Annotated in this window: 17 protein-coding genes and 3 pseudogenes; 16 read left to right on the forward strand and 4 right to left on the reverse strand. The window is 34.1% G+C overall.

Annotation, left to right across the window (positions count from 1 at the left end; all coding sequences use genetic code 11):
• The first annotated feature begins 143 nt into the window (after window positions 1-143).
• The 3 genes from IGJ63_RS04765 (at window position 144) to IGJ63_RS04775 (ending at window position 3895) form a co-directional block, all read left to right on the forward strand.
• Window positions 144-1694 (forward strand): Spo0B domain-containing protein, encoded by a 1551-nt coding sequence (locus IGJ63_RS04765; protein WP_016630253.1) that lies wholly within the window; start codon window positions 144-146, stop codon window positions 1692-1694.
• Window positions 1675-2367, forward strand: a complete 693-nt coding sequence (locus IGJ63_RS04770) for a response regulator (protein WP_010827313.1) — start codon at window positions 1675-1677, stop codon at window positions 2365-2367. The genes IGJ63_RS04765 and IGJ63_RS04770 overlap by 20 nt, the downstream gene beginning before the upstream one ends.
• 184 nt (window positions 2368-2551) lie before the next feature.
• Complete coding sequence (locus IGJ63_RS04775) at window positions 2552-3895, forward strand: NADH peroxidase (RefSeq protein ID WP_002357926.1); 1344 nt, start codon at window positions 2552-2554, stop codon at window positions 3893-3895.
• Window positions 3896-3947: 52 nt separating this feature from the next.
• Here the strand turns inward: IGJ63_RS04775 and IGJ63_RS04780 are convergent, their stop codons facing one another.
• Window positions 3948-4859 (reverse strand): LCP family glycopolymer transferase, encoded by a 912-nt coding sequence (locus IGJ63_RS04780; RefSeq protein ID WP_438746009.1) that lies wholly within the window; start codon window positions 4857-4859, stop codon window positions 3948-3950.
• 277 nt (window positions 4860-5136) lie between these two features.
• Between IGJ63_RS04780 and alsS the strand changes: the two genes are divergently transcribed.
• The 3 genes from alsS (at window position 5137) to IGJ63_RS04795 (ending at window position 8745) form a co-directional block, all read left to right on the forward strand.
• A complete protein-coding gene (gene alsS, locus IGJ63_RS04785) occupies window positions 5137-6789 on the forward strand; it encodes an acetolactate synthase AlsS (protein WP_002357923.1) in 1653 nt (550 codons plus the stop codon).
• Between the two features lie 11 nt (window positions 6790-6800).
• Window positions 6801-7505, forward strand: coding sequence for an acetolactate decarboxylase (gene budA, locus IGJ63_RS04790; protein ID WP_002366507.1), 705 nt, complete (start codon window positions 6801-6803; stop codon window positions 7503-7505).
• Window positions 7506-7662: 157 nt separating this feature from the next.
• The gene (locus tag IGJ63_RS04795; protein ID WP_101732249.1) at window positions 7663-8745 is read left to right on the forward strand and encodes a PA2928 family protein; all 1083 of its coding nucleotides are present in this window, start codon (window positions 7663-7665) and stop codon (window positions 8743-8745) included.
• Between the two features lie 113 nt (window positions 8746-8858).
• On the opposite strand, the pseudogene IGJ63_RS04800 reads toward IGJ63_RS04795, so the two are convergent.
• Both IGJ63_RS04800 and IGJ63_RS04805 read right to left on the reverse strand, forming a co-directional pair.
• Window positions 8859-9290: pseudogene (locus IGJ63_RS04800) on the reverse strand (WxL domain-containing protein); the annotation flags it as partial.
• Window positions 9291-9330: 40 nt separating this feature from the next.
• Window positions 9331-10486 (reverse strand): annotated as a pseudogene (locus IGJ63_RS04805) (IS3 family transposase).
• Between the two features lie 316 nt (window positions 10487-10802).
• On the opposite strand from IGJ63_RS04805, the gene bsh reads away from it, so the two are divergent.
• From bsh to IGJ63_RS04830, 5 genes are all read left to right on the forward strand, one after another.
• On the forward strand, window positions 10803-11777 hold the full coding sequence (gene bsh, locus IGJ63_RS04810) for a choloylglycine hydrolase (RefSeq protein WP_070363819.1): 975 nt from the start codon (window positions 10803-10805) through the stop codon (window positions 11775-11777).
• 225 nt (window positions 11778-12002) lie between these two features.
• Window positions 12003-12254 carry a hypothetical protein gene (locus IGJ63_RS04815; protein ID WP_010709159.1) on the forward strand — a complete coding sequence of 84 codons (252 nt, stop codon included), beginning with the start codon at window positions 12003-12005 and terminating at the stop codon, window positions 12252-12254.
• A 336-nt stretch (window positions 12255-12590) separates the two neighbouring features.
• Window positions 12591-13175 carry a recombinase family protein gene (locus tag IGJ63_RS04820; protein ID WP_438746012.1) on the forward strand — a complete coding sequence of 195 codons (585 nt, stop codon included), beginning with the start codon at window positions 12591-12593 and terminating at the stop codon, window positions 13173-13175.
• A complete protein-coding gene (locus tag IGJ63_RS04825; RefSeq protein ID WP_438746014.1) occupies window positions 13153-14580 on the forward strand; it encodes a Mu transposase C-terminal domain-containing protein in 1428 nt (475 codons plus the stop codon). The genes IGJ63_RS04820 and IGJ63_RS04825 overlap by 23 nt, the downstream gene beginning before the upstream one ends.
• On the forward strand, window positions 14573-15376 hold the full coding sequence (locus IGJ63_RS04830; RefSeq protein WP_070363815.1) for an AAA family ATPase: 804 nt from the start codon (window positions 14573-14575) through the stop codon (window positions 15374-15376). Before IGJ63_RS04825 ends, IGJ63_RS04830 begins: the two co-directional genes overlap by 8 nt.
• Before the next feature lie 266 nt (window positions 15377-15642).
• Here the strand turns inward: IGJ63_RS04830 and IGJ63_RS04835 are convergent, their stop codons facing one another.
• Window positions 15643-16821: an IS256-like element ISEf1 family transposase gene (locus IGJ63_RS04835; RefSeq protein ID WP_000997695.1), complete on the reverse strand. Its 1179-nt coding sequence runs from the start codon at window positions 16819-16821 to the stop codon at window positions 15643-15645.
• 192 nt (window positions 16822-17013) lie between these two features.
• On the opposite strand from IGJ63_RS04835, the pseudogene mazE reads away from it, so the two are divergent.
• From mazE to IGJ63_RS04860, 5 genes and pseudogenes are all read left to right on the forward strand, one after another.
• Window positions 17014-17244 (forward strand): annotated as a pseudogene (gene mazE / locus IGJ63_RS04840) (type II toxin-antitoxin system PemI/MazE family antitoxin).
• A gap of 13 nt (window positions 17245-17257) precedes the next feature.
• Window positions 17258-17578, forward strand: coding sequence for a type II toxin-antitoxin system PemK/MazF family toxin (locus IGJ63_RS04845; RefSeq protein ID WP_070363814.1), 321 nt, complete (start codon window positions 17258-17260; stop codon window positions 17576-17578).
• A 192-nt stretch (window positions 17579-17770) separates the two neighbouring features.
• Window positions 17771-17848: a putative holin-like toxin gene (locus tag IGJ63_RS04850; protein ID WP_407027211.1), complete on the forward strand. Its 78-nt coding sequence runs from the start codon at window positions 17771-17773 to the stop codon at window positions 17846-17848.
• A 631-nt stretch (window positions 17849-18479) separates the two neighbouring features.
• Window positions 18480-19196: a WxL domain-containing protein gene (locus IGJ63_RS04855; protein ID WP_438746016.1), complete on the forward strand. Its 717-nt coding sequence runs from the start codon at window positions 18480-18482 to the stop codon at window positions 19194-19196.
• A 136-nt stretch (window positions 19197-19332) separates the two neighbouring features.
• Window positions 19333-20355 (forward strand): DUF916 and DUF3324 domain-containing protein, encoded by a 1023-nt coding sequence (locus IGJ63_RS04860; RefSeq protein ID WP_438746018.1) that lies wholly within the window; start codon window positions 19333-19335, stop codon window positions 20353-20355.
• Window positions 20356-20366 lie beyond the last annotated feature (11 nt).

Below are 20366 nucleotides of genomic sequence, written 5' to 3' on the forward strand. Positions count from 1 at the left end.
TTTCCTCCTATAACTTTAATCTATATTCATCATAATGTAAACGTTTTCTTGAGGGTAGATTATTTAATTAATTTAACTAAAGAAAAGTTTTTTAACTAAATCTTCCTATGCTATACTTTATTTGAAGAGAAAAGAGGGATGGCATGAAGCGTGGCGGGAAATTATGGTGCTTCTTATCAGTGATTTTTATTGCAACATTAATTATTATGATTACTTTCTTTTACGGAGTAACGACGGTCCAAACAATTAAAGAAGTTCGTAAAAACCAAGAGCAAGCACTTTTAGCCGTCGGGGAACAGTTGGCTATTGAACCGAATGTTATTGAAGCCTTAAAGAATGATCACTATTCAGATGAATTGGAAGCGTATACGGTTCGTTTAGGTGAAATCCATCAGTTGGATTTTATCGTGATTATGAATATGCAGGGGATTCGTTTAACACATCCTGATCGCCAAAAAATAGGTAAGCATTTTGAAGGTGGCGATGAAGTGCGAGCATTAAAAGGGGAGGAACATTTGTCTGTTAGTCAAGGGAGTTTAGGAGAATCATTACGAGGTTTTGTTCCAGTCTATGATCAAGGAAAACAAATTGGGGTTGTGGCAATGGGCATTAAAATGACCTCGCTTTCACAATTGATTGAACGAACAAAAAATGATTACACAGTGAGTGTCCTTTTAAGTGTTGGTTTTGGCTTTATATTAGCCATCGTGGTTTCTTATTATTTAAAAAAACAACTTCACGATTTAGAGCCAAGAGAAATTGCTCGTCTATTAGAAGAGCGAAACGCCATGCTTGAGGAAACGAAAGACGCAATCCTTGTGATTGATACCGATCAAAATATTTTATTAGCAAATATTGAAGCAACTAAAATGTATCATAATATAACAAATAGTGAAGAAAATTTACTAGGAAAGAAACTTTCAGCATTGGTTTTATCTCCTGAAAAATTAATCGTACATTCAAAAACAGAGCAATTCTATCGCCAAAATGGTCAGGATTATTTCGTCTCAATCGCCCCGATTAATGTCCGTAAAAAAACAATTGGGCATGTTATCTTTCTGAAAAATGCGACGGAAACGTTTATTGTCGCAGAACAGCTTGTCAGCACAACGACATATGCTTCGGCATTACAAAGTCAATCACATGAATTTATGAATAAGATGCATGTTATTTATGGCTTAGTCGATTTAGAAGATTATGAGGCGCTAAAACATTATCTAGCCGATTTATTGAAACCAGAAAAGGAATTTGCACAGCGCTTAGCTATTTTGGTTAGGAATCCTATTTTAGCAGGTTTTTTAAGTGGGGAAAGAATCAAGTTTGCAGAAATTAAAACACAATTAGCTATTGAAATTTATCCAGAAATTCCACCAAATAAACGAGATGAAGATACGCAAAATTTGATTGCTATCTACCGTTATATTCATCGTTTCCTGATGGAACAACCGTTACCAGAAGAGATCATTGAAACCATTGATTATCAGCCAGGAAGTTTGACGACGACTTATTCGTTTGCTTATCCAAAAGAACAACTGGAACGCTTTGAACAAGAGTTTTTCACTTCTTATTTGGCAAGATTATTAGAGAATGGGGAAGCGACATTGACTTGGGAAAACCAACAAAACAATTGGCTTGTCATTCGCATAAATGTTCATTACGAAGGAGCAGAGGAAAATGAACCTATTGATTATTGAAGACGATCCTATGGTTGCGTATATACATCAAAAATATCTTGAAAAATTAATTCACCAACCGACTATTTTTACGGCGGCAACAATTGCTGAAGGTCTACAACTAACGAAAGAAAAACAACCAGTACTTGTTTTATTAGACGTTCATTTAAAAGATGGCAATGGCTTGACCTATCTGGCAACAATTAGAGATGAAAAAATTGACACAGAAGTTATCCTGATTACGGCTGCCAACGAGTTAGAAAATGTTAAACGAAGCTTACATTTAGGCGTTTTAGACTATTTAGTTAAACCCTTTTCTTTTGAGCGATTTCAACAAAGTATCGAAAACTATCAGAAAAAAACTGCTCAATTCACGCTGGAAACGAAGGAGCTTTCGCAAACAAAAGTGGACCAATTATTTCATTATTCACAGACAAACGCACGTAAAAATGAACAAGCTCTTCAAAACCTGTCCTTAGAAAAAGGACTAACACAAGCAACATTACAATTATTGTTAAAAAAAATAGACGAATTTACCGACTATTTTACGATTCAAGAATTATCGGAAGCGAGTCAGCTTTCACATGTTTCTGTTCGCAAATATGTGTTGTTTCTAGAAAAAAATAACCTTTTAGAAAGTAAAAATAGCTATTTAAAAGTGGGGCGTCCCTATCAATCGTATCGGAGAATTTAGTATTTTTTATTTTTTAGTAAATAAAAAAGTAATTGAAAAGTGGCGAAATACAGAGGATACTCCTTTTCATTCTCATTTAAAGAACTTAATTGAGAATGAAAAAGAGGATATTATTTGTTATTTTTTGAGAATATATGATATTCTTTATTATGTAAGAAATAATATTATATGGGAGGAACGAGCGATGAAAGTTATTGTTTTAGGATCATCACATGGAGGTTATGAAGCGGTAGAGGAATTACTAAATCTTCATCCTGATGCAGAAATTCAATGGTATGAGAAAGGTGATTTTATCTCATTCTTGTCTTGTGGCATGCAGTTGTACCTAGAAGGAAAAGTGAAAGATGTTAATTCTGTTCGCTATATGACTGGCGAAAAAATGGAGAGTCGTGGTGTAAATGTTTTTTCTAATACTGAAATTACAGCGATTCAACCAAAAGAACATCAAGTGACAGTGAAAGATTTAGTGTCAGGTGAAGAACGTGTTGAAAATTATGATAAATTAATCATCAGTCCCGGAGCTGTCCCATTTGAATTAGATATTCCAGGTAAAGATTTGGATAATATTTACTTGATGCGTGGTCGTCAATGGGCCATTAAATTAAAACAAAAAACAGTAGATCCAGAAGTCAATAATGTGGTTGTGATTGGTAGTGGTTATATTGGGATTGAAGCTGCCGAAGCATTTGCAAAAGCCGGCAAAAAGGTTACTGTTATTGACATTTTAGATCGTCCATTAGGGGTGTATCTAGATAAAGAATTTACAGATGTTTTAACAGAAGAGATGGAAGCTAATAATATTACTATTGCAACTGGTGAAACAGTTGAACGTTACGAAGGCGACGGTCGTGTGCAAAAAGTCGTTACAGATAAAAATGCGTACGATGCTGATTTGGTCGTTGTAGCGGTTGGTGTCCGTCCAAACACTGCTTGGTTAAAAGGTACCTTAGAATTACATCCGAATGGCCTAATCAAGACGGATGAATACATGCGGACAAGTGAGCCAGATGTATTTGCAGTAGGGGATGCTACGTTAATTAAATACAATCCTGCAGACACAGAAGTAAATATTGCCTTAGCAACGAATGCTCGTAAACAAGGTCGCTTTGCTGTGAAAAACCTAGAGGAACCAGTTAAACCTTTCCCTGGTGTTCAAGGATCTTCTGGCTTGGCCGTCTTTGATTATAAATTTGCTTCAACAGGGATTAACGAAGTCATGGCTCAAAAATTAGGAAAAGAAACAAAAGCGGTGACAGTAGTAGAAGACTACTTGATGGACTTCAATCCAGACAAACAAAAAGCTTGGTTTAAATTAGTGTATGATCCTGAAACAACACAAATTTTAGGCGCTCAATTAATGTCGAAAGCAGATTTAACTGCAAACATTAATGCTATTTCATTAGCGATTCAAGCCAAAATGACAATTGAAGACTTAGCCTATGCGGATTTCTTCTTCCAACCAGCGTTTGACAAACCTTGGAATATTATTAATACAGCGGCTTTAGAAGCGGTGAAACAAGAACGTTAATAGAAGAGAAAATAAAACCCATGAGTATTTATAGTACTCGTGGGTTTTATTTTTATTTTGTATTCAATTGATTTTTCAACTCTTGTTGGACACGAGTTAATTCTTGTTCATCCACACGTTGATAGGAAACACCATCTTGCATAAAACCAGTACCTTGAAGTTGGTCTTGTTTCACTTTACCAAAGGCACTGCGATAATCTAAGGCAATTTTTTTCATGTCATCAAAACTTAAATCTGTCTTCATATTATCAGAAACAGCTGTTAAAATTTCTTGATAGTTGCTCACGCTATTAAGACTTAAGACTTTTTGGACGATGCCTTCAATCACTTTTCTTTGACGTTCTTGGCGGCCGTAGTCACCATTAGGATCTTCGTAACGCATTCTTGAATAGGAGAGCGCTTGTTCACCATCCAATGAAATTTTACCAATCGTAAAATCATATCCGTCTTGAGAAAAAGTCAAATTATTGTTCACTTCGATTCCGCCAACCGCGTTGACTAATTCTTTTAAACCAGCCATATTAATTGAAACATAATGATTAATAGGTATATTTAAATAGTTTTCAACTGTATCCATTGCTAAAGATGCCCCACCAAAAGCATAGGCGTGATTCAATTTATCTTGTTTTCCTTGACCTGGAATATCAACATAGGTATCGCGAGCAAGACTGACTAAGGTCGTTTGCTTGTCACGAGGATTAACTGTTGCAACAATTGTTGTATCCGAACTACCTTGCTCGACACGCCCATCATCGCCTGTATCAATCCCTAATAATAAAACAGAAAAAGGCTCCTTATTGTTTAAATTGACCTGACTTTTTTTAGATCGTTCTACTGTTTCATAGGTTTTATCCATTGATTTAGAAACATCCCAATAAAGTTTTGCTCCCATTCCAACAACTGCAAGAAATAGAACCAAGATAATTCCAAAGATAATGGCAAAAATTTTCTTCCCTTTTGACATATTTTTCCTCCAATAATTTATCACAGGTTGTGATTTTTTTCTTATAGGTTAATCTTACTAATTTTTAGTGAAGAAGTATATAATAATTGTTGAAAGACTATAAAACTTTAAGGTGTTTTGCATTATTTTTGCTTAATCTTTTGAAATATCTCAATTCTATTAAAATATGCTAATTAGTATATTACACGTTTTCAAGGTGTTTCATTGTTGATTAATTAGAATTTTAGTGGTATTTTTGTATTTGTAATTAGTACAGATTTTAATTGGAGGTATAACAGTGAGTAAAAAAGGATCAGATATCATAGTAGAAAGTTTAATCAATCACGAAGTGCCCTATATTTTTGGGATTCCCGGTGCAAAAATTGATGGGGTTTTTGATGCATTAGTTGACAAAGGCCCAGAATTAATTTTAGCTCGACATGAACAAAACGCTGCCTTTATGGCACAAGGGATTGGTCGTTTGACGGGAGAGCCTGGCTTAGTTATTGCAACTAGTGGACCTGGTGCCAGCAATTTAGCAACTGGGTTAGTAACTGCGACTGCAGAAGGGGACCCTGTTTTAGCATTGGCTGGACAGGTGAAACGGTCCGATTTGTCAAAATTAACTCACCAAAGCATGAATAATGCTGCATTATTTAGTCCAATAACAAAATTCAGTACAGAAATTCAAGATCCAGAAACATTATCTGAAAATATTGCCAATGCTTACCGTATCGCCAAAACAGCGAAAAAAGGCGCAACATTCTTATCGATCCCACAAGATGTCACAGATAGTCCGGTGACAGGCGAAGCAATTAAGCCTTTGTCGGCGCCGAAACTAGGCCATGCATCAGCAGAAACAATCGCAGCTTTAGCTGAACGAATCAAGCAAGCGAAATTACCTGTTTTACTTTTAGGAATGCGGGCCTCTGCACGAAAAGTTACCGCAGCCATTCGTGAATTGGTTGCTATAACTGGTTTGCCAGTCGTGGAAACGTTCCAAGGAGCAGGAATTATTTCAAAAGAATTAGAAGAACATTTCTTTGGGCGTGTTGGTTTATTTCGAAACCAACCTGGGGACCGTTTGTTAAAAAGAAGTGATTTAGTGATTGCGATTGGTTATGACCCCATTGAATATGAAGCACGTAATTGGAACGCAGAAAAAGATGCGCGCGTTATTGTTATTGATGAAGTTCAAATGGAAATTGATCAATATATGCAACCGGAAGAAGAGCTAATTGGTGATATGTCTAAAAATATTTTGAAATTATCAGAAGCATTTAGTGAACCAATATTAACAGAAGATGCGCAAGATTATTTAGAAACGCTTCAAGAAAAATTAACGATTAAAGAAGTAAAAACAAGTACAATTGAAAATCGATTACATCCATTAGAAATTGTTCAAACGCTTCAAGAAAAAACCACGAATGAAATGACAGTTACTGTTGACGTAGGGAGTCACTACATTTGGATGGCTCGCCACTTTAGAAGTTATGAACCGCGTCATTTATTATTTAGTAACGGTATGCAAACATTAGGTGTCGCTTTGCCTTGGGCAATCTCGGCTGCGCTGGTTCGTCCGAATACACAAATTATCTCTGTTTCTGGGGACGGCGGTTTCCTATTTTCGGCGCAAGAATTAGAAACAGCGGTTCGTTTAAAGCAAAATATCGTGCATATTATTTGGAATGATGGTAGTTATGATATGGTTAAATTCCAAGAAGAAATGAAATATAATCGATCCTCTGGCGTAGATTTTGGTCCAGTTGATTTTGTGAAGTATGCTGAAGCTTTTGGAGCCAAAGGGGTTCGAGTTCATTCACAAGCAGAATTTGCCGCAGCTTTAGAAGAAGGAATGCAAACAGAAGGCCCAGTGATTATTGATGTTCCTGTGGATTATTCAGATAATCAAGAATTAGGTAAAACATTGTTACCAGATCAACTTTATTAGGAGATGGAAAAATGAGCGAACAATATGTTTATCAACATGGTACGCTAGGCGGTTTAATGGAAAGTTTGATGGCAGGAACGGCAGAAATTGGTACGTTACTCACGCAAGGTGATTTTGGAATTGGGACATTAGAAGGCTCAAATGGCGAAATTATTTTATTGGACGGTATATTGTATCATGCGAATCAAACTGGCGAAATTACTATTTTAGAAGGCGAAGAATTAACGCCATATGCCGCAGTTACTCGTTTTCAAGAAGATGGCGCATTCCCTGTATCAACGGAAACCGATGAAAATATTAAAGCACAAATTTTAGAAAAAATTAGTCCTAATTTTTTTGCGGCAATTAAAATTAGCGGTCTTTTTGCGAAGATGCATGTCCGTGTGGCACCTAAACAAGAAAAACCATATCCACCATTTGTAGAAGCAGCACGCAATCAACCTGAATTTACAGCGGAGAATATTCAGGGAACAGTTGTAGGGTTCTTTACACCTAAATTATTTCATGGTGCTTCTGCTGCAGGATTTCATTTGCACTTTATCAGTGAGGATCACCAATTTGGTGGGCACATTCTTGATTTTGGCATTAAACAAGGGACTGTTTCTTGGATGGAAGCAGCAGAATTGCGGCAGCATTTTCCAGTTCATGATGCTGATTATCGGAATAAAGAAATTGATATTGCAAAAGCTTTGTCTGCAATTGAAGAAGCGGAATAACTGAATAACAAGGCACATTTCTCCACGCCCATTCAAGTTGACCTAGTTAGTCAACTTGAATGGGCTTATTGCTGTTCGTCGCTTTTTGTTGTTATTTTTCAAAAAAAAATAGTATCCTTTTTATAATAAGCAAATAACAATTGGAAAGGATGGCGTAATGGACACACTTTATAGAAGTTGGCAATTATCTGGTTGGCTCTATCATGATATTTTTGTCATCATTGTAGCAATTATTTTTATAGTAATTAGTGGTATTTTGGTTATTTCCTTAATAAGAAGGCGGAGTACAAGGAGACTGGTTCCCTATGCGTTAATTTTGTTGGTTTATTTTGCAGTGGTACATTTTGCTGGTTTAATCTTTTTCGGAATGTTTCGTTCAGTAACGATTGAAGAGAAAAGTGCGACGTTTTATTCTGAAAAAACGAAAGGCTTAACTTCAATTGAGCGAATGATTATCCCAAATGGACGAACGAATGGCATTAGCACCAGTAACTCATTGTTCCAAGTGATTTCTGTTAATAGTCAGACGGGCGAACGAATGTGGAGTAAACGTTTAGGCTGGCGTGATTATTTAATTGGTCAAACGGATCAATATGTGGTTTTGAATAATGCTGATAACGAGGCCATTTACTTACTCGATACAAAAACAGGGAAAAAACAGTTTTCCGAAGCGGATTTAGTGAAGAAATTCCCTGAATTAAAAGACTATTTAAGCTCTGATTTCGTTGATTATCGTTTTATGGATAATCGCTATCTCTATATTTATGGATTAAACAATCGATATTATCAATTAGATTTGAAAAATTGGCAGTTAAAACAAGACCTAACTTTCAAAGAAGTCTTTCAAACACAAGAAGCGCCTAAATGGACGGTAGATTCAAATGAGAGTCAAATTGGTCAAGAGCTGTCATCGGAAGAGCGAACAACAGTGCAAGGAAAACTTGAAGAGCAACTAATAGCACCAGTTTTACTAGGCAAGAAAGATGAAGCAAATTATTATGTTCTGTCATACAAGAAAAGACAAAGTATTCAAGCGATAGTTGGCTTATACAATTGGCAGAAAAAAATATACGAGTGGCAAACACCGTTGCTTTTAACTAAAGAAAATGTACCTATTGAAGCTTTTCAAGTAGAGGATGCGTTGTTCATTAAAGTCCCGCGTTATTTATACAAAATTAATTTGAATAATGGCAACCAAGAGTATCAGTTTGATTACCGCTGGGGCCAAGTGATTCGTTAAACGAAAAGCGGTAAAGTATGTTTAGACGAATAGAAGGAGCAAATAGTCCTTATGATATAAAGAAACGCTTAGAAGAGTAGTGATTTCGCTAGTTTTCTAAGCGTTTCTTTATTTTATGCAGGTCCAGAGATTAAATTCCAGATAATCGAACCTGTATATGCGCCAGGAAATAATTGCGAAACAGGGGTTTGAATTGCAAGAGAAATATCGGTCATGCGGCCACTCCACATGCCTTGTCCTTTTCTGTCACCAGCGTTACTCATTAAAGTCGCACCGTTACCGATAATAATTGGGTTGGTCGGGAAGTCGGGTGCAGCAGGATCTTCTGAAAAATCCAGTCCATACATTGTATTTGTCATAAAGAAACGCCTTAACGTTTTGTCATAGCGGGCATAGCCGCCTGTTAATTGAAACGTAATGATGCCTCGTAAAGAATGAGCTTCGTTTCGCATGTGTGGGATTTCAGCAGTGACATGCCAACCAGTTAAGGCTCCGCGAACATCCCCCATCCCGAAGTGTCTCATTGTATGAGTATTACCTTCAGTGGATAGATGTCAATAAAGTAGACACAAAAAGAGAAGATACTTAAAGACATTCAAAGTAAAGAGCTTCCTTTTCATTTGGTGTAAGCATATCTAATGTTCCGTGAGGACGTTTGGTGTTATAGAATCCTTCAATGTAAGCGAAACAAGCCAAACGTACTTCTTCGATTGAATGGAATGAACGGCGATTTAATTCTTCTTTTTCATATATTTAAAAAAAGCTTCGGTAACGGCGTTATCCCACGGATAACCTGGTTTTGAAAGAGAATGGACAATCGGATGATGCTCTATAAACTTTCTAAATTCAAAAGAGGTATATTGAGACCCTTGATCTGTATGAAAAAGAACAGGATTCATTAATTTTCGAGAATGAAGTGCTTTTTCTAATGTTTGAATGGCTAGTTTTGTATCAATCGTTGATCCTACGGTCCAAGCAATTACTTTTCTAGAAAACAAATCTAAAACGACACACAAATACGCAAATGTTTTCTTACCGATGGGGATATAAGAAAAATCACTTGTCCAAACTTGATTTGGTGCAGGTGGATTGAACGCTTGGTTTAGATGATTTGGCCGTGTCAAAGAAACCTTGTTTTTCCTTTTTTTGAAAACAGGCTTTACTGTAGACATTTTTGGGAGGTCCATTGCTTTCATCAAGCGATAAACACGACCAATACTAATCGAAATGCCATAATCACGCAAAAGAATCTGGCGGATTTTTGCAGCGCCAAGACGTTTTTGAGAAGAAGTATAAATTTCTAAAATCACTTTTCTTAGGTGTTGATTTTCTTTTGTTCTTGGGGCTACTTTTCCAGAAAAGCGTTTGTAATAAGTGGAACGATTGACTTTGAGTACACGACAGAGTGTAACAATACTGTGTTCATATCGAAGAATGTGTATGGCTTTTAATCGTTCGTCAAGCGAGGCGTGAATATGGCAATCGCTTTTTTTAGGATTAAATTTTCCTCCTCGAGTTGCGCATTTCGTTTTTGTAGCTGTTTGATTTGACGGGCCGTAAGGATCGTGTCATCGTCAATTTTTACTTCGGAATATTGTTTGACCCAACGAGCAATTGAAGAAAGAGCAATGCCGTACTCCTTAGCTAAAGCATTTTGAGTTTTACCACTTTCGTGAAGTTTTACAATGGATTTTTTAAACTCTTCGTCAAATTTACGTGGTGATTTTCTGTTATTTACCATATTAAAAATTCCTTTCAAAATTTCTGTCTATTTATTTAATAGTATACCAAAAAATGTGTCCACTTTATTAGGATACATGCACTACTTGGCAAACTCAGTTAAATAATCAAACAAGTGAAAATCCAGTAACTTTATATGATCTTATTAAAGAAACCATAGATTAAGTAATTATATAAAACTATTTTGGTGTTTGGATTAACTAGATAACTATCATAACTACTAAAAAAATGAAAAAGGAAATTTTGCTAATTTAATTCTATCGTCATATTATATAGAAGTAAGGTAACTAATATAAATTATTTTAGGAGGTTTTTTTATGTGTACCGCAATTACTTATGCTACGAAGGATCATTATTTTGGTCGAAACTTTGACTATGAAAAATCTTATGAGGAAGTAGTTACAATTGTTCCAAGGAATTATTGTTTAGAGTTTCGAAAAGTTCCTAAATTAGATACGCATTATGCGATGATTGGAATAGCTGCTGGAATTGCAGATTATCCACTTTATTATGATGCAACAAACGAAAAAGGGCTAAGTATGGCAGGATTAAATTTTTCTGGTTATGCGGATTATAAAACATTCAAAGAAGGAAAAGCAAATGTGTCTCCTTTTGAATTTATTCCATGGATTTTGGGCCAATGCGCAACTGTAGACGAAGCGAAAAAATTATTAGAAACGATGAATTTAGTTTCTATCAATTTTAGTGAAACTCTTCCTTTGGCCCCACTACATTGGTTATTAGCAGATAAAGAAAAATCAATTGTTATTGAGAGTGTGAAAGAAGGGATTCATATTTATGATAATCCTGTAGGTGTGTTGACGAATAATCCTCCATTTAATTATCAATTATTTAATTTAAACAATTATCGTAGTTTATCAAGTCAAACACCACAAAATAATTTTTCAAATAAAATTGATTTGAATGTATACAGTCGAGGAATGGGTGGAATAGGCTTACCTGGGGATTTATCTTCTGCCTCACGATTTGTAAAAGCAACGTTTACCAAAATGAATTCAAAAACTGGGAATTTAGAATCTGAAAGTATTAGTCAATTTTTCCATATATTAGGTTCAGTGGAACAACAAAAAGGCTTATGTGATGTTGGTGATGGAAAATATGAATATACCATTTACTCTTCATGTTGCAATATAGATAAAGGAATTTATTATTATCGCACATATGAAGATAGTCAAATTAATGCAGTAAATATGAATAATGAGGATCTAGAAAATAATCGGTTAATTAGTTATCCAATAATAGAGAATCAACAGATTAATTATGTAAATTAATTTGTTAGTTGAATAGGTATTAAAATGAGCATACAATTCTACTATGTTTAACAGTTCAACTTGTGAATGATTTATTTCCTAGTCCTACCAGCTTAGTGGATGAAAACAAATGAAACATAATGACGCGATTACATTATGAGGCCCGTCTCCTCTATTATTTTATTTGCAAATAAAATAATAGAGGAGTAGACTTAAGGTATCAAATACTTAAGGAGTGTATCTATTATGTCAAACTATGAAGAAAAAGAAGCAAAAGTATTAGTAAAAATTGCAGATGTTTTGAACAAACTGGATTCAAATTTAGAAGAATTAGATTCTCTAAATGAAGATGCAAAAAAACATAGTATGAGAAAATGGCTTGTTGAGAAAAAAGCCATGCATGAAATTAAAAAGATTGCACACGAAGCTGGTAAGTATGAAAAGTACGATGAAAAAGAACTACAAAAAGAAATTGAACATGTAGAACAATATATGTAAAAGAAAATATTAAAAAGAAGAGTGTGCAGCCCCTTTTTTGTACACTCTTCTTTTTGTTTATTTGTTATTTTCTGTTTAAATGATATAAATTTTTTAGTACACACTATAAATATTTAATCGCTAAAAATCATTCAAAATAATTGAGTGATTTTTTTAGTTCTTAATTTTAAAATGAAGTGTTCATAAAATCACCCGTTTCTGTACACAGTGTTTTTTTATCTAGTTTTTTTATTTTTAACTCTTTTTCGTGTTCATAAACTCATATCAAAATCTATGTTCAATTATACTGTCGAATTAAAGTTATGTTACAATAGATTTTGTAAAGGAGTGATTTTTTTGAAAATAGGATACGCCCGGGTGTCTACTGGTTTACAAAATTTGGATTTACAAGAAGATAGCTTAAAACAATTTGGCTGCGAAAAAATTTTCACAGATCATATGAGTGGTGCAAAAAGTAATCGACCAGGATTAGAAATAGCCATTGATTTTGTTCGATCTGGAGATACACTTGTTGTTTGGCGTTTAGATCGTCTAGGTAGAAATATGGAAGACTTGATTTCAATTGTCAACCGTTTGAATGAACGAGGTGTTAGTTTTCATAGTCTTCAAGAAAATATAACAATGGATAAATCAAGTTCTACGGGACAGCTTATGTTCCATTTGTTTGCAGCATTTGCGGAATTTGAACGAAATCTAATTTTAGAAAGATCTACGGCAGGACGAGCAGCTGCTCGAGCAAGAGGGCGATTTGGAGGTCGCCCTGAAAAATTAAAAGCACAAGACTTAAAATTACTAAAGACTTTAGTTGATAGTGGAACACCAATTAAAACTATTGCCGAACGTTGGAATGTTTCTCGAACAACGATTTATCGCTATTTAGATAAAATGGAGGGAAAAAATGGAAAAACAAATGCTCACTAGTTTTTCAGACCATCAAAGAACAGATGCGATGGAAAAATATAAAATTATTGAGCCTTATCTTAATAAACAAGAAACGATAAAAGAAATATCTATTAAAAATAAAATACCTATTCGTACACTCTATCGTTGGGTACAAAAATATGAACATAATGGTTTAGTGGGTTTAATTAGAAAGACACGAACTGATTTTGAGCAAATTAAAGTTTCAGAGGAAGTTTGCAAAAAAATAGAAGAATTTGTATTAAGATACAAAAAAATAAGTACAAAGACATTGTCTCGAAAAATTACTTCCTATTGTAAAGAGAACAAACTGGATATACCGAGTTATTCTCAAATTTATAAATTAAGGAAACGGATTCCCAAAAGTCTCATTCAGTTAGCGCATGAGGGAGAGAAAACATATAAAGAGAAATATGATTTAATTGCTATAAGGGAAACAACACGACCAAATGAAATTTGGCAAGCAGATCATACCTTATTAGATATAAATTTACTTGATGAAAAAGGAAATATCAATCGCCCCTGGTTAACTATCATATTAGATGATTACAGTCGAGCAGTAGCTGGTTATTATTTGAGTTTTTCTGCCCCTTCAGCAATCAATACTGCTTTAACCTTACATCAAGCTATTTGGACAAAAAAGGATTTTTCATGGCCAATATGTGGCATTCCTGAAAATTTTTATACTGATCACGGAAGTGATTTTACTTCAAATTTTATTGAACAAGTAGCTGTTGATTTGAGAATAAATCTCATTTTTTCTTCTATAGGAATTCCAAGAGGTCGTGGAAAAATTGAGCGTTTTTTCCAGACGATTAATCAAGTATTTTTAGAAGGATTACCAGGATATATTGAAAATAACTGCAACGAAAGATTATTAACGATTCAAGAATTTAAAGAGAAACTACATTCTTTTCTTATCAATGAATATAATCAAACCAATCATTCTTCTATTAAAGTAAATCCGATAAAAAAATGGAGTGAGCAATCATTTTTACCGAATATGCCTAATAGTTTAGAAAAGTTAGATTTATTGTTGTTAGAAATACCAAAAACTCGAAAAGTTCACTCTGATGGGATTCATTTCCAAGGTTTACGATATACCAATCCTAATTTATCTGCGTTTGTTGGGGAACCTGTTTTAATTCGTTATACCCCAAATGATTTAGCAGAAATTAGGGTATTTTATAAAAATAAGTTTCTTTGTAATGCCATTTCTCCAGATATTTCAAATTATGAAATCAATATGGATGATCTAATTTTTGCTAGAAATAAACGAAAAAAATTACTAAAACAAAAAATACCAGTACCAAGTTCTGTAGAATTACTAATTGAAGAGAAAAAATATGAAGAAATAACTACCCCGCCTAAGAAAACAACTTTAAAGAGGTACTATAATGAATAAAACCTTTATTGAAACAAAAGAATATAAACGATTTGCTGAATTTTGTGACGCATGTATTAAATATAAGTATATTGGAATTTGTTACGGTGCTCCTGGCGTAGGTAAAACATTATCTTCAAGGTATTACTGTAATTGGGATAATATAGAAAAACAAATTGCCTATCGTCGAGCTGATGATATTGGGAAAAATGCAACAGATGAAATATTAAGTGCAAATAAAGTTTTTTATACTGCACCAGCTGAAAAGATGTCTCGTGTCAGTTCTGATATTGATACAATAACTAATAGAATAGGTCTGACTAAAACAATGCATATGATACTAAAATACAATCAAGAAGATCCTCCTGTTCCTAGAAACTATGAAGCAATTGATTTAATTATTGTAGATGAAATTGATCGTTTAAAGCTTCAGCATTTAGAACGGCTAAGAGATATTTATGATAGAAATAATTTGGCAATGGTTCTTATCGGTATGCCTGGAATTGAAAAAAGATTATCTCGTTATCCTCAACTGTACTCACGTATAGGTTTCGCACATGAATTTGATAACCTTAGTAAGGACGAAACGCATCATATCTTGGAATACAAATGGGCAGATTTAGGAATTGATATCAAGCTAGAAGATTTTTCTGATTATGAGGCTATCACAACTATCATTAAAATCACAAAAGGAAATTTTAGGCTTATTCATCGTTTATTTGCACAGATTGATCGTATTTTAAGAATCAATCAAATGGATAAAATTACTGTAGAAGTTGTCGAAGCAGCAAGAGATAGTTTAGTGATAGGCATATAAAAAGCTATCAAAAGTTGATAGCTTTTGTCATTTATTGCTGGAAATTTTTGCCATTTAAATAGAAAAGTGACAAACAATAAAATCAAATATCCATATTTGTATAAATAGGGTACACTCTAATTAGACAAAAAGGATGATTACGTATAATTAAAGTTTTTTAGATATATAAATAAATTCTAAAATATTAAATGATATTTACTTAAATTAAGAATACGGGAGCGTCAATAATTTTGTGTAAATAAATTGTCCTCCTGCAAAATAATTAGTTACTCAGTAAACATTGAAACTAATGTATCGGTTACCTGTTGAAAACCTTTATGGCTTCTGTTTAGAAATTTTTGATTGTATGTATCAAAAATGCTGACTAGAAAGCGTTCTAGTGATTCTTCATTTTGAAACTGCTCTTTTCTACGGCTGTATCTTTTAATTTGCTTATTGAAAGACTCGATTAGATTGGTTGAGTAAATGGTTCTACGAATGCTAGGTGGAAAATCATAAAAAGTTAATAAGTCTTGGTTTTCTATGAGTGACTGCGTCACTTTAGGATAGTTTTTCTTCCATTTCTCAATCATGCCGGATAAGAAGGTATTCGCTTCTTCTTTTGAGTTAGCTTGATAAACAGCCTTAAAGTCATCACAGATTTCTTTTCGGTCTTTGACACGTACTTTATGAGCGATATTACGAGATACATGGATACAACAATGCTGATATTTTGCTTTAGGATAAATTTGATGGATAGTATCTTTCATGCCTTTTAAGCCGTCCGTAATAAAAAGCAAGACTTCTTGAACTCCTCTGGAGTTAATATCCTGTAGCAGCTCATTCCAAACGTATGTTGATTCAGTTGGAGCAATCGCATAACTCAGTACTTCTTTAGTGCCGTCTTCTCGTATACCAATGGCAATATAAATCGCTTCTTTGGATACGGTTTGACGTTTTAGTGGAATGTAAGTAGCGTCCATAAAAATAGCGACATACTTATCATTTAAGGCTCTGGATTTAAAGGCATTTACTTCTTCAGTCAGAACTTTAGTCATGTTGGACATGGTTTGTGGAGTATAGTGATGACCGTACATTTTTTCGATCAAATCAGCAATTTCAGACATCGTAACACCTTTTTCGAATAAATGGATAATAGTGGTTTCCAATGTATCGTTTGTTCTTTTGTAGGCTGGTAAAGTTTGTTGTTTAAACTCACCATTACGATCTCTAGGTATTTCCAATGTTAATTCACCATATTCGGTTTTGATTGATCGAAAGTAAGAACCGTTTCTCGAATTACCTGAATTAAAACCAGTGCGATCATATTTTTCGTAATCTAAAAAAGCCGTTAATTCAGTCCGTAGGAGTGTGTTTATCGCTTTTTCTAAGTGCGAACGGAATAATTCATTTAAATCGCCTTTAGTGACTAGAGTTTGCACAATTTCTGTAGTAAAATCATTCATAGGGAAGTCCTCTTTTCTGTGAATTGGTTGTCGTTAACTTTATTCTACAGAAGCGACTTCCTTTTTTGTATGGATTTTTTCATTTACACAAAATATTTTACACTCTCAAGAATACTATAGCACGTAATTATAATATAGAATTCTTTAAGTTATTTTAGTTATAAAGTATAATAGATAACAAGGGGTGATTGTATGTTAACTACAAAATCAAGAAGACAAGGAAGTTCTGTGGTGTTGACATTGCCATCTAATAATGGAGAGAAGCCAAAAGCAGATTAAGAATATATCGTTATGTATTCTGATGACGGAACAATTACGTTAATTCCTAAATTACAAGATCCATTTAGTGACGGGACAGAAGGGGAGTATTATGAAAAAGACGAATGGTATGATATTGAACCTGGAGGGAGAGAATTATTCTAATGAGTGACGAAATATTCCTAAAAAGGGCGATATTGTATGGATAGATTTCGATCCTTCAGCTGGAAAAGAAATACAGAAAAGACGTCCAGGTCTAGTAGTTTTTAGATATGAGTTTAATAGAAAGACAATGTTTGCAGTAATTTGTCCCATAACTTCTACAATTAAAAATATGCCAACTCGTTATACATTACCTGATAAAATGGAAACTTATGGCCAAGTCGTTATTTCCCAATTAAAATCTTTAGATTTTACAGAAAGAAAATTAAACCAAATAGAACATTTACCATTAAAGGATATGGCTAAAATAGATCAAATCATTGAATACATTTTTTAACTATAACTATAAGGTAGGAACACCTCCGGTGTATTGAAAGGCATTAGTTAAGCAACGAAATAGAGTAGTTTGAGAACGATCAAAAGTTAGCTCTAAGTACTTATCTCAATACACTTTCCTCCTTGAATAAAATAATACAAAGAAAGCGTACCAGATGACGCATAAACCTACATTTTAACTTGGTCATTTACAATATTAAGCTTTGGTATGTTTATCATTACATTGATTAAGTTGATTGTGGACTTGCTTAAAAATAATAAAAAGAAATAACCGTCTATTTTAGCGAGAGAACAATTATTTCTTAAAATACTCTAAGTTTGCTACCGTCTTAAACAGTTCTACATTGGAGAGTTGTGTTAGTACACAGTTCTCTTATCATTTATAATATAGCATATTCTAAAAAAACTACTAAACAATTAAGGAACAACAATCTATTATAGATGTGTGCTTTTTTTACCTAGATAAATAAAATGGTTAACCGTTTTCCGCCAGCTAACCATTTAGATAGATTTGTAAAGAAGTAATTTGTGCTTCCTATAAGTCCTTTATAACATGTTACTACATAGGATTCAAATAGTTTTTCATTTATAGATACTGTCTATGTGTTTTGGTTAATTGAGTGACTGAATTTATATGTAATTTGTTTGCAAAGTTCTAGATAAAGAAAATTTTGTATCATGTAAATATGATAAAGTTGTGATAATAACATGTATCTTCAATGATTTAACAAATAGAGATCTGTTTTCGTTTTGAATTTACTTAGTTGTTTTTAATGCTCTATCAAAAATATTTATTTTTTTGTGTGTTTTCAAAAATTTTTTAGAATCACAAACTGGATAGTTATGATAAATTACGTCTGTAAATTTAATTTACAAAATAACCTAGGAAAGGAACATGTGTAATGAAATCTATCAACTTATTAGGCGCTACTCTATTAGCTTCTACGGCGCTTCTAGGGGCAGGAAATGTGTTTGCGAATGATTCTACACCTGATCCAAATTCGGCGTCTACTCCAGTAGAAGTGACTCTTAGTCCGCGTGATGTCACCGATGAGGTGCCAAAACCACCGATTCCTGAGCCAGACAATCCAAACAACCCTGGCGGAGGCGATAATAATACCACCATTACAGGACCATTTGGTATTGCATACGCTCCTGCTAAATTAGTGCAGAAAGAACAAACCGTTGAATTAGGAAAATCTGCTAATCAAATGGTTAACTTAAAATCTAGTAAAGGAGATACTGTAACTAACCTAAACGTCGGGGTTCGAGACGAAACTGCTAAAACAGGAAGACACTGGACGTTAAGCGCTCAATTACAATGGACAGGTTCTCCTTTAGCAGGATCATCTATTGAAGCTCAAGGTACAGGGAACGTAACTGAGAATATTTCTGGAAGGTTAAACAGTACAGATAAAATTAATAACGATGTAACAGGTAGTCTATCCATTGGAACAGACGCTCCAACAGACATTATGACGGCGAAAAATGATAAAGTTATGTCCGGAACATATAACTATCAATTTAAAATGCCTCAATTAAAAATTGCAGATCCTACTGTTGTTGCAGCAGGGACGTACACAGGAAATATTGTCTGGAACTTGTCTAACGCAATGTAAGTTTAATCTAAACCTAAAGGGGAATGTAGAAGCATTTTCTATTTCTTGCAACAGCCAACAGAAGGATGCTTTGTTGGCTGTTTTACATATATTAATAAAAAGGGCACTAAATAAATATTAGAAAGGATTTTAGTTTATGAAAAAATGGGTTTTATGTGGCATGTGTTTGATTAGTCTATTTGTTGGGAATAAAAATGCCTTGGCAGAAGAAACGTCCTCTTCTTCTAGTCAATTAGCAGGAGGCTATACCATTGAAGGGGTTCCTAATGAGCATCAATTAGATAAAAATGTAAGTTACTTTTATTTAAAAGAAAATCCGTGGGATAAAGATCAGGTTAAAGTAAAACTAACCAATGATTCTTCTGAAGAAAAAACGTTAGAAGTAAAAGTAACAAATGCAAATACAAACGCAAACGGGTTAATTGATTATACCGGTCAGTTAAAAGACCATCGGTCTTTAAAATATCCGTTGACATCAATGGCAAAAGCTACTCAAAAAGAAGTAAAAGTTCCGGCCAAAAGTAGTGTAGAAACAGCGATTGATATTCAGATGCCTAAACAAACGTTACCTGGGGTAACGATAGGAGGGATTACTGTTTCTGAAAAGCAATCAGAGAAGAAGAAACAAAACGAATTATCTATAGGAAATGTATATACCTATACGATAGGGTTGGTCGTAACGAATGAATCGGTAGTAGAACCTAAAAAGAATGTATCGGTGGCCTTAGATCACGTAGGGGCTGTTTTATTTGATGGACGTAAGATGGTTCAGGCAGATATTTTGAATCCCAATCCGTATATGTTTACGGATGCGACAGTGAAAGGCAAAATTTATGAAAAAGGCGCAACCAAAGCGTTGAAAGAACAAGAGAAATCCAATGTAAGTATTGCTCCTTACTCAGTGTATCCGTTTCAGTTTGATTGGGAAAAAGAAGAGTTAAAAGCAGGCACCTATGTTTTTAAAGGAACGGTGGAAGCGAATGGAAAAACTTGGAATTTTGACCAAGAATTTGATATTTCAGCGGAAAAGGCAAAAACAATTAATCACGACGCCGTCGTTAAAATTTATATTCCTAGCTGGCTAACGTATAGTTCTTATGGGTTAAGTGTGGTAAGTATTTTAGGTACCATATATTTATTTTTACGAAGAAAAAAATAAAAAGGATGTGT

Source organism: Enterococcus sp. DIV1375a (assembly GCF_051712205.1).
Classification (GTDB): Bacteria; Bacillota; Bacilli; order Lactobacillales; family Enterococcaceae; genus Enterococcus; species Enterococcus faecalis.

What these genes read in the sequence shown, in the direction of transcription:
- IGJ63_RS04860 (WP_438746018.1), top strand. Translation starts at nt 19,333, where the DNA reads ATGAAAAAATGGGTTTTATGTGGCATGTGTTTGATTAGTCTATTTGTT.
- IGJ63_RS04825 (WP_438746014.1), top strand. Translation starts at nt 13,153, where the DNA reads ATGGAAAAACAAATGCTCACTAGTTTTTCAGACCATCAAAGAACAGAT.
- IGJ63_RS04765 (WP_016630253.1), top strand. Translation starts at nt 144, where the DNA reads ATGAAGCGTGGCGGGAAATTATGGTGCTTCTTATCAGTGATTTTTATT.
- IGJ63_RS04815 (WP_010709159.1), top strand. Translation starts at nt 12,003, where the DNA reads ATGTCAAACTATGAAGAAAAAGAAGCAAAAGTATTAGTAAAAATTGCA.
- bsh (WP_070363819.1), top strand. Translation starts at nt 10,803, where the DNA reads ATGTGTACCGCAATTACTTATGCTACGAAGGATCATTATTTTGGTCGA.
- IGJ63_RS04830 (WP_070363815.1), top strand. Translation starts at nt 14,573, where the DNA reads ATGAATAAAACCTTTATTGAAACAAAAGAATATAAACGATTTGCTGAA.
- IGJ63_RS04775 (WP_002357926.1), top strand. Translation starts at nt 2,552, where the DNA reads ATGAAAGTTATTGTTTTAGGATCATCACATGGAGGTTATGAAGCGGTA.
- budA (WP_002366507.1), top strand. Translation starts at nt 6,801, where the DNA reads ATGAGCGAACAATATGTTTATCAACATGGTACGCTAGGCGGTTTAATG.
- IGJ63_RS04855 (WP_438746016.1), top strand. Translation starts at nt 18,480, where the DNA reads ATGAAATCTATCAACTTATTAGGCGCTACTCTATTAGCTTCTACGGCG.
- IGJ63_RS04780 (WP_438746009.1), bottom strand. Translation starts at nt 4,859, where the DNA reads ATGTCAAAAGGGAAGAAAATTTTTGCCATTATCTTTGGAATTATCTTG.
- IGJ63_RS04835 (WP_000997695.1), bottom strand. Translation starts at nt 16,821, where the DNA reads ATGAATGATTTTACTACAGAAATTGTGCAAACTCTAGTCACTAAAGGC.
- IGJ63_RS04770 (WP_010827313.1), top strand. Translation starts at nt 1,675, where the DNA reads ATGAACCTATTGATTATTGAAGACGATCCTATGGTTGCGTATATACAT.
- IGJ63_RS04795 (WP_101732249.1), top strand. Translation starts at nt 7,663, where the DNA reads ATGGACACACTTTATAGAAGTTGGCAATTATCTGGTTGGCTCTATCAT.